This is a genomic window from Pontimicrobium sp. MEBiC01747 (genome assembly GCF_053601635.1).
In genome coordinates this window covers 1-2,947 of sequence record NZ_JBSHNS010000594.1, presented here as the reverse complement: position 1 = coordinate 2,947, position 2,947 = coordinate 1, and the positions used below count along the sequence as shown (strand labels likewise).

Here is a 2,947-nt window from a genome sequence, read left to right as displayed (position 1 = left end):
ATATACAAGACGAAAAAAAATACAATAAATGGATTATAGCATTGTCTATAATTATTCCATTAGCAGTAGCACTTCTTTTTGGTATAAACCTTCGTAAATTAGGATTCAATGTAGAACCTTTAACATTTTTACCTCCAATTTATGCTACTATAAATGGATGTACTGCTATAGTACTGTTAATCGCTTTATGGGCTGTTAAGAATAAAAAAATAAAGCTGCACGAGAACTTAATGAAATTTGCAATAGGTTTATCTGTTACTTTTTTATTAATGTATATTGCTTACCACATGACTAGTGATTCTACTAAATTTGGAGGAGAAGGTGTTATACAATATGTTTACTATTTTATTTTAATAACACATATAGTATTATCAATAGCAGTAATACCATTTGTTTTAATAACTTACGTAAGAGCAATTACTCAAAATTTTGAACGTCATAAAAAGATAGCAAAAATAACATTTCCATTATGGCTATATGTTGCTATAACAGGTGTTATAGTGTACATAATGATTTCTCCATATTACATATAACTGTGAAAAAAACAATCATTCTTTCAATAGTATTGCTTTTAGTATTACTTCCTGTAGATGCACAATGCGCTATGTGTCGTGCTGTATTAGAAAACGAAGAAGGCCAAGGCGCAGCTAAAGGCATTAATAATGGTATAGTATACCTTATGTCTATACCTTACATATTAGTTTTTGGTTTAGGTTATTTTATATACAGACGCTACTTTAAAGCTAAATAACAGTTTAACTATTTTTTATTTAGAAGCAGTAAATAAATTATTTTAACAAATAATTCACAAATAACCTGTAACATTTTTTGTCCTTTGTAGTCTAATTGATAATTATATACACGCCACATGTTGAGCTGTATAGAATTACAATCAATCAAAAACTATCAATATGCTAAAAATAAACAAGCTTCATAAATCTTACCCAATAGGAGATTCTAGTCTGCATGTACTAAAAGGAATAGATCTTTCCGTAGAAAGTGGAGAAATGGTAGCTATTATGGGATCCTCTGGATCTGGAAAATCGACACTACTTAATATTATAGGAATGTTAGATGAGGCAGATGAAGGAGAATACATTCTTGATGGTGTGCCAATAATAAACTTAACAGAAAAGAAAGCAGCCATTTACAGAAATAAATTTTTAGGGTTTATTTTTCAATCCTTTAACCTTATTAATTATAAAAATGCACTAGACAATGTTGCATTACCATTATACTATCAAGGCTTAAAACGAAAAGAGCGTATAGAAAAAGGACTGTTCCATTTAGAAAAAGTAGGATTAAAGGATTGGGCAAATCACTTACCAAACGAATTATCTGGAGGGCAAAAACAACGTGTAGCTATAGCAAGAGCATTAGCAGCAAACCCTAAACTGTTATTAGCAGATGAACCTACAGGAGCACTAGATACCAAAACATCTCACGAAATAATGGAGTTTATCCAATCTTTAAACGATGAAGGTAAAACGATATTAATGGTAACCCATGAGGAAGATATTGCTAACATGTGTAAGCGTATAGTTAGACTAAGAGATGGCGTTATTATGGAAGATAAGTTTGTAGAACAAGTAAGAGCCTCTCAGTATGTTTGATAGAGACCTTTGGCGAGAAATATTTCAGAGTATAAATATGAACAGAACCAGAAGTTTACTATCTGGTTTCACTGTAGCATTTGCTATTTTGTTATTTGCCGTTCTCTTTGGTATAGCTAATGGATTAGGCAATACATTTGCAGAAGCATTTGTAGACGACGCCTCTAATTCTATTTTTGTTATGTCTGGGCGAACAACTAAGGCGCACAAGGGAATGCAAGCAGGAAGACGTATACAATTTAAAAACGAAGACTACGATTACTTAAAAAATGAGTTTGGAGACAAAGTACAATATATCACAGCCAGAATATATAAAAATGTCAATGCCTCTTTTAGAAACGAAAAAAGTACCTATAACGTAAGAGCATGTCACCCAGACCATCAATATCTTGAAAATACATTGATGGCCGAAGGACGTTTTATAAACCAATTAGACTTAGATAATAAAACAAAAGTAATTGTTATTGGACGCTTAGTTGAGGAAGATTTATTTCAAAAAACGACAGCTCTAGGAAAATATGTAAACTTAAATGATATTCAATATAAAGTAGTAGGTGTTTTTGAAGATGAAGGAGGAGATAATGAGGAGCGTATGATATATATGCCAATTACTACAGCCCAGCAAGTCTATGGAAGTAATGATTATATAGATCAAATAAATTTGACATATAATCCAAAAATGAATAATGACCAAGCTTTAGCCTTTGGAAGAACAATTACAAATAAGCTAAAAAATCGGTTCTCTGTAGCATCCAACGATCAAAGAGCAATAAGAATTCGTAATATGGCAGAAGCAAATAAAGGTGTAGAAACTATGACTTCTGGTTTGGGAATTTTAATACTAGTAATAGGCTTTGGTACATTAATAGCTGGGATTGTAGGAATAAGTAATATCATGATTTTTATTGTAAAAGAACGTACAAAAGAAATAGGCATTAGAAAAGCACTAGGCGCATCCCCAAAATCTATAGTATCGCTTATATTAATAGAGTCAGTACTAATAACAACAATTGCAGGTTATATAGGATTGCTAGCAGGAACAGGAATTTTAAATCTGGTAGCACCTAGTTTAGAAACCTACTTTATAAAAGACCCAAGCGTTAGCACATCACTTGTAGTTGGTGCCACTATCACATTAATTATAGCAGGAACTATTGCAGGTTATTTACCAGCAAAGAAAGCATCAAGAATTAAACCTATTGTAGCATTAAGAGACGATTAGACTATGAGATTTTTATTTGAAAGAGATACGTGGCAAGAAGTGTTCGATAGTTTGAGTAAAAACAAACTAAGATCTGCATTAACAATGGTTGGTGTTTGGTGGGGGATATTAC

4 protein-coding genes are annotated in these 2,947 nt (G+C 31.9%); all 4 read left to right on the top strand.

Features of this window, described 5'->3' with window-relative positions:
• Positions 1 to 2: 2 nt before the first annotated feature.
• The 4 genes from ACVC2P_RS19950 (at position 3) to ACVC2P_RS19935 (ending at position 2,835) form a co-directional block, all read left to right on the top strand.
• On the top strand, positions 3 to 533 hold the full coding sequence (locus ACVC2P_RS19950; RefSeq protein WP_452600208.1) for a DUF420 domain-containing protein: 531 nt from the start codon (positions 3 to 5) through the stop codon (positions 531 to 533).
• Between the two features lie 2 nt (positions 534 to 535).
• A complete protein-coding gene (locus ACVC2P_RS19945; protein ID WP_452600207.1) occupies positions 536 to 751 on the top strand; it encodes a hypothetical protein in 216 nt (71 codons plus the stop codon).
• 160 nt (positions 752 to 911) lie between these two features.
• Positions 912 to 1,613, top strand: coding sequence for an ABC transporter ATP-binding protein (locus ACVC2P_RS19940; protein ID WP_452600206.1), 702 nt, complete (start codon positions 912 to 914; stop codon positions 1,611 to 1,613).
• Entirely contained in the window at positions 1,606 to 2,835 is a 1,230-nt protein-coding gene (locus ACVC2P_RS19935; protein WP_452600205.1) for an ABC transporter permease, read from the top strand. The genes ACVC2P_RS19940 and ACVC2P_RS19935 overlap by 8 nt, the downstream gene beginning before the upstream one ends.
• Positions 2,836 to 2,947: the final 112 nt, after the last annotated feature.

Excerpts from the sequence above, each read along its gene's own strand:
- ACVC2P_RS19940 (WP_452600206.1), top strand. The coding sequence starts at position 912 with ATGCTAAAAATAAACAAGCTTCATAAATCTTACCCAATAGGAGATTCT.
- ACVC2P_RS19935 (WP_452600205.1), top strand. The coding sequence starts at position 1,606 with ATGTTTGATAGAGACCTTTGGCGAGAAATATTTCAGAGTATAAATATG.